5 protein-coding genes are annotated in these 5,482 nt (G+C 43.0%); 4 read left to right on the top strand and 1 reads right to left on the bottom strand.

Annotation, left to right across the window (positions count from 1 at the left end; translation table 11 throughout):
* Positions 1-267 precede the first annotated feature (267 nt).
* On the top strand, positions 268-690 hold the full coding sequence (locus PUQ00_RS32225; RefSeq protein ID WP_300424022.1) for a hypothetical protein: 423 nt from the start codon (positions 268-270) through the stop codon (positions 688-690).
* Positions 691-754: 64 nt separating this feature from the next.
* On the opposite strand, the gene PUQ00_RS32220 is transcribed toward PUQ00_RS32225, so the two are convergent.
* Complete coding sequence (locus PUQ00_RS32220) at positions 755-1,984, bottom strand: TetR family transcriptional regulator (RefSeq protein ID WP_300424020.1); 1,230 nt, start codon at positions 1,982-1,984, stop codon at positions 755-757.
* Positions 1,985-2,238: 254 nt separating this feature from the next.
* On the opposite strand from PUQ00_RS32220, the gene PUQ00_RS32215 reads away from it, so the two are divergent.
* The 3 genes from PUQ00_RS32215 to dusB all read left to right on the top strand — a co-directional run bounded on the left by PUQ00_RS32215 (position 2,239) and on the right by dusB (position 5,179).
* Positions 2,239-3,096: a fatty acid desaturase gene (locus PUQ00_RS32215; RefSeq protein WP_300424018.1), complete on the top strand. Its 858-nt coding sequence runs from the start codon at positions 2,239-2,241 to the stop codon at positions 3,094-3,096.
* Positions 3,097-3,219: 123 nt separating this feature from the next.
* Positions 3,220-4,041: an Rpn family recombination-promoting nuclease/putative transposase gene (locus tag PUQ00_RS32210; protein WP_300424017.1), complete on the top strand. Its 822-nt coding sequence runs from the start codon at positions 3,220-3,222 to the stop codon at positions 4,039-4,041.
* A gap of 76 nt (positions 4,042-4,117) precedes the next feature.
* A complete protein-coding gene (gene dusB / locus PUQ00_RS32205; RefSeq protein ID WP_300424016.1) occupies positions 4,118-5,179 on the top strand; it encodes a tRNA dihydrouridine synthase DusB in 1,062 nt (353 codons plus the stop codon).
* Positions 5,180-5,482 lie beyond the last annotated feature (303 nt).

The raw sequence follows: 5,482 nt of genomic DNA, 5'->3' as shown, positions 1-5,482 counted from the left end.
TTCTTAAATCGTAACTATAAGATGCTGGCATTTGTTTTTGAAGGTCATTTACTTCCATTATGTCCTAATCTATGCTTCGGTTGCTATATTGCTGATTTTAAGTATTTTTTTGACAAATAAAACCAAAGTTTCAGTACAATCCACTAAAAATAATTAAGTCGATTTTAATTTGCTTTAATTTTTCCGAATTATTTCTCAGAGAAGTTTATGGTTGCATTGGCTAAAGTATATGCAGTAACCCTATAAGCTCCTTCAGGAGCGCATTTCATGGCACGACTAAAACGCAGTTCACCCACTCTCGAAAAAGCTCTACGTCGAATTGCAGGAATGCGATCAATTAGCTCTACGCTAGAATTTGGCAACGGATTAAGTTTGACAAAATACGACAGCCACATCCAAACCTTGCAAACGCAGCTATCTACCTACAACACTTTACTCTCTAGCATAGATGAAATGGCAGGTCGCCTCTCTCTAATTGAAGAAGAATTACGCGGCTATTCTGAAAAGATGTTAATGAGTGTGGCAGCTCGTTATGGGAAAGACAGTTTGCAATATGTCCAGGCGGGAGGCAAGCCACGCAAGAAATTATCACGCCGTTCAAGCAACACCCAATCCCGATCTGAAAGCACAGCTACAATCTTGAATGGTCCAAACAACAATAGTAGAGAAACCTCTGTTATATTACCTTAATTGTTTAACTGCATCATGCTACCGATTCAATTATCAGTCATCAGTTCACTCTTCACTGATCTCCCTATCCTGGCTTATGATCCAAACGGGTGGCTTGCTCTAGGGCGGCTTTTTCTCTGGCTCGGCGGGCATAGGCTTGTAATTGGCTGCGATCGCAACCTGTTAAAATACTCAGGTTTTCCAAGGTGATTCCCCGCATTAACATTTCTACGCGCCAGGTTTGTTGTGCTTGAGCTACAGATGGCTTTTGTCCTTGGGGAGTTAACAGTCCCTCACTCCATACTTGCCAACGTATCTGAAGCTCTGATTCTGAGAGCGGTTTGCCTGTTTCATTCAAAAACATGGCTGTTTGAGCATCTTTACGACTTTTTAGCCATTTGATTAAGGGATTATTAGTGTAAGAGCCATAGCGTTTGCCCAAAATCCACTGATTCACAGGTACTTGACGGACAAATCCTGGGATTGTGATTTGCAGGAAGTGCCCTTGAGTATCATAGATTTGGTGCGATCGCTCTAAGCTAATTATTTCTGTGGCCGATAACCCAGCCCCAAATAACACATAAGCCAAGGCATAATCTCGTATTCCCAATTTCCTGGCTTGTTGCAGAATTTCGTGAACTAAACTAGCTGGTAAATCAGCTACTTCTGTGGTGATAAACCCTCCTTGTAAGCAGTTTGTTGCTGATTCCTCCGAGGATGACATGGCTCCATGTAAAAACAACTCCACCAAATTTTCCAGAAAATCATCCCGATCCTCCCAAAGTTCGTGAAATTCGCTGGTGAACTCAATTACGGCATATCCCAAGATCATTCCATTTAGCAAACTGGCTAATTTTTCTGCGGGTAAATAGGTATTTAAGTGTCCTTGCTGGATTACAGTAGCTAAATACTGAGCTACATAACGGTTTGCCTCTGTTACTCCCCTGCCTAGTGCGCGGCGATTTTCTGCCGGGAATTGGTCGGCTTCACCTACCACAGATCGGACAAACTCTGGCACTCGTTCTAATGCGTGTAAGCTGTCACTTGCATAATCTTTAAGAGCTTGGTAGACATTGCCGGGAGGCGTTGCCCGTCTCACCAGCGACTCACCTAAATCCTTGAAGGCTGCGGACTCTTCCAGCACAGCCAAAAGCAGCCCATGCTTATTGCCAAAATTCCGAAATAGAGTCACTTCGTTGACTTCGGCTTTTTCAGCAATTTGGCGAGTTGTAGTGGCGCTGACTCCCTGAGCAGAAAACAACTCAAGTGCAGCTTGAATCAGGCGTTGACGAGTGGAAATGAGTTGAGACGACATAGAAAAATGCAAGTGGCACTTGCAGGAAGATTAGAGTTCTGCTAGCATAACAAATGTAAGTGGTACTTGCTTTATTCTACCCTACGGGTTCGCCAGTCCCTAATGGGGGAAACCCCCTTGACGCTAGCCTCTCCCTTTGGGAGAAGACCGCGCTGGCTCACTGTAACGAAGTGGTGTACAGATTGGGTAATTCCCTTTAGGGATGGCATCCGAGAAAAGGCAAATCGCTTTATGATCCATCAACAGGAATTTTTATGACCGCAAATTTTGGGGCGATCGCCCCTGAGAGAGGCAACTCACCTCAACTCAGTTGGACAAATGTAGTATTTTTTGCTGCATTTCATGCCTTAGCACTTCTGGCTCCTTGGTTTTTTTCCTGGTCAGCATTAGGTTTATTAGTATTTCTCCACTGGTTATTCGGGAGTATTGGTATTTGCCTGGGATATCACCGACTACTGAGCCATCGGAGTTTCCAAGTTCCTAAGTGGTTAGAGTATGCGATCGCCCTTATTGGAGCACTGGCTTTGCAAGGTGGGCCAATTTTTTGGGTAGGTGGACACCGCCAGCATCACGCCCATACAGAAGATATCAATTTAGACCCCTACTCTGCTCAAAGAGGATTTTGGTGGAGCCATATACTGTGGATTTTCTACCCCCGTCCAGAATTTTTTGACTATGAAACTTATAAAAAATATGCCCCTGACCTAGCAAGACAACCCTTTTATTGCTGGCTCGATCGCTACTTCTTGCTGTTGCAAATACCCTTTGGGGTGCTGCTTTATGCCTTAGGAGGATGGTATTTTGTAATTTACGGAGTGTTTGTCAGGTGTGTCTTGCTTTGGCACTCAACCTGGTTTGTGAACTCAGCATCACACCTGTGGGGTTATCGCACCTTTGATGCCAATGATGGCGCTCGTAATCTTTGGTGGGTATCCATCGTCACCTATGGAGAAGGATGGCACAACAACCATCATACTTATCCCCATATGGCAAAATCTGGGTTATCTTGGTGGGAGATTGATGTTACTTGGTGGAGCATCCTAGTTTTGCAGACTTTGGGTTTAGCCAAAAAAGTTGTCTCGCGTCCCCCTCAAGGTGCAACTCACGGCTAAATTGCAACTGAACCATTCTGAATTTGCCAGGCCGACTGCTGATTTGCTGTCGGCTTATTAATTTTTATCAGTAGTATTTCACAGTAGAATCGCAACGGGGCAAATCTCAGCAATACCTCAAACGTGAAAACAGACAGCATTTTTTATCGCCTTTTTCAAGAATTTCCTGGCATCTTTTTTGAATTAATTGGTAATCCACCCCAAACGGCAGAGACTTATCAATTCTCCTCAATTGAAATTAAGCAAACTGCATTCCGTATAGATGGTGTTTTTCTCCCAACCCAAGGGGAAGAAAATCCGATTTACTTTGTTGAAGTCCAGTTTCAAACCGACACAGAAATTTATTCACGCTTATTTTCAGAAATTTGTTTATACTTACGGCAAAATAAACCTAAAAATTCTTGGCGAGGAGTAGTTATTTATCCCAATCGCAGTCTAGATACAGCAGACATCAATAATTACAGTGAGTTTTTCCACAGCCAGCGTGTAAGTCGCATTTATCTAAATGAATTAGGTGAAACAGCATCTCTGCCAGTTGGAATTGCTACGATGAAATTAGTGGTCGATGAAGAGGATACAGCAATTACAGCTGCTAGGCAGTTAATACACAGAACCGAGCAAGAAATCAATATTGAACCACAACGGCGGCAGTTACTAGAATTAATAGAGACAATTTTGGTTTACAAGTTTCCGACGATGAGTCGAGAGGAGATTGAAGGTATGTTTGGGTTAAGTGATTTGAAACAAACACGAGTTTATCAACAAGGTAAGCAAGAAGGTAAGCAAGAAGGCAAGCAACAAGGAGCGCGTGAAGAAAAGTTTAGAATGATCCCTTTGTTGTTGAGATTGGGATTGAGTTTTGAAGAAACAGCGAAAGAGTTAGGTTTGAGTCTAGAAGAGATTCAGCAAGAAATGCAAAAACAGCCTCCAAGTCAGGATATGTAACCTAAAATTAGCACTGATCACAGATACCCCTGAATATTCATGGTATTTTCTATTCGCACAATTTTTAATTTTTTCTATGATTTCGCTCTCGCCCATTCTCCAAGCTAGACTCTCTCAACCCCTCAAAATTGGCTCCTTCGAGGTAAAAAGTCGGGTTCTCCAGTCGCCTCTATCTGGGGTGACGGATTTGGTGTTTCGTCGTCTCGTGCGTCGCTATGCCCCAGATTCGATGATGTATACCGAAATGGTGAATGCTACGGGGTTGCATTATGTCAAGCAGTTACCCAAAATCATGGAAGTAGATCCTAATGAACGCCCAATTAGCGTTCAACTATTTGATTGCCGTCCCGATTTCCTGGCAGAAGCAGCAATAAAAGCAGTTGCAGAAGGTGCTGATACTGTTGATATTAATATGGGTTGTCCAGTAAATAAAATCACTAAAAATGGTGGCGGTTCTTCGTTGTTGCGACAACCAGAAGTAGCAGAGGCAATTGTGCGGGAAGTGGTAAAAGCTGTTGATGTCCCTGTGACAGTAAAAACCCGTATTGGCTGGAATGATAACGAAATTACTATTCTCGACTTTGCCAAGCGAATGGAAGATGCCGGGGCGAAAATGATCACGGTACATGGACGCACCCGTGCCCAAGGATACAATGGCAATGCCCGTTGGGAATGGATTACCCGTGTCAAAGAAGTGCTTTCTATCCCAGTGATTGGGAATGGAGATATTTTCTCCGTTGAAGCGGCGGTGAAATGTTTAGAGCAAACTGGCGCTGATGGTGTAATGTGTTCCCGTGGAACTTTGGGTTATCCGTTTTTGGTGGGAGAGATTGATCACTTCCTGAAAACTGGGGAAATATTACCGCCACCAACCCCAATTGGCCGTTTGGAATGTGCAAGAGATCATTTACAAGCCTTGTGGGAATATAAAGGCGATCGCGGTGTACGTCAAGCCCGCAAGCACATGACTTGGTATGCTAAAGGTTTCGTTGGTGCTGCTGAACTCCGAGGACAGTTAAGTGTAGTTGAAAAGGTAGATCAAGGTTTGGCCATGATTGACCAAGCAATTGAAAAACTGGCTAATGGTTATGAACTAGAGGAAGAAGCGCAAGGTAGTTTGGTAATGGTAATGCTTTAAAAATTGATTTTACCCTAGTTTGAGGTGATCTTGCTGGTTGCTAAAAGTGAGGCGATCGCTTGGATACTGCTACTTTATCCTCTACTTTTATCTGTGCCAAAACCAAATGCTGTTCACTTGCCCAAGCACTAACGGGATTTAGACAAAAAACATAAAATAGTCTCAAATGTATATACAGAGAGACTTTTACAACGTTTTGTTTGCTGTATTGATCTATCTGGGTTTCAACTACTTTTGGGCATTTGTGTATTTTATAAGAAGAATTCAGAACTCAGGAGTCAGAATTCAGTATGAATTCTGTAC

The organism is Nostoc sp. S13 (genome assembly GCF_029379315.1).
GTDB lineage: Bacteria > Cyanobacteriota > Cyanobacteriia > Cyanobacteriales > Nostocaceae > Nostoc.
The sequence above is the reverse complement of the archived record's forward strand: the minus strand, read 5'-3'. Positions and strand labels throughout refer to the sequence as shown.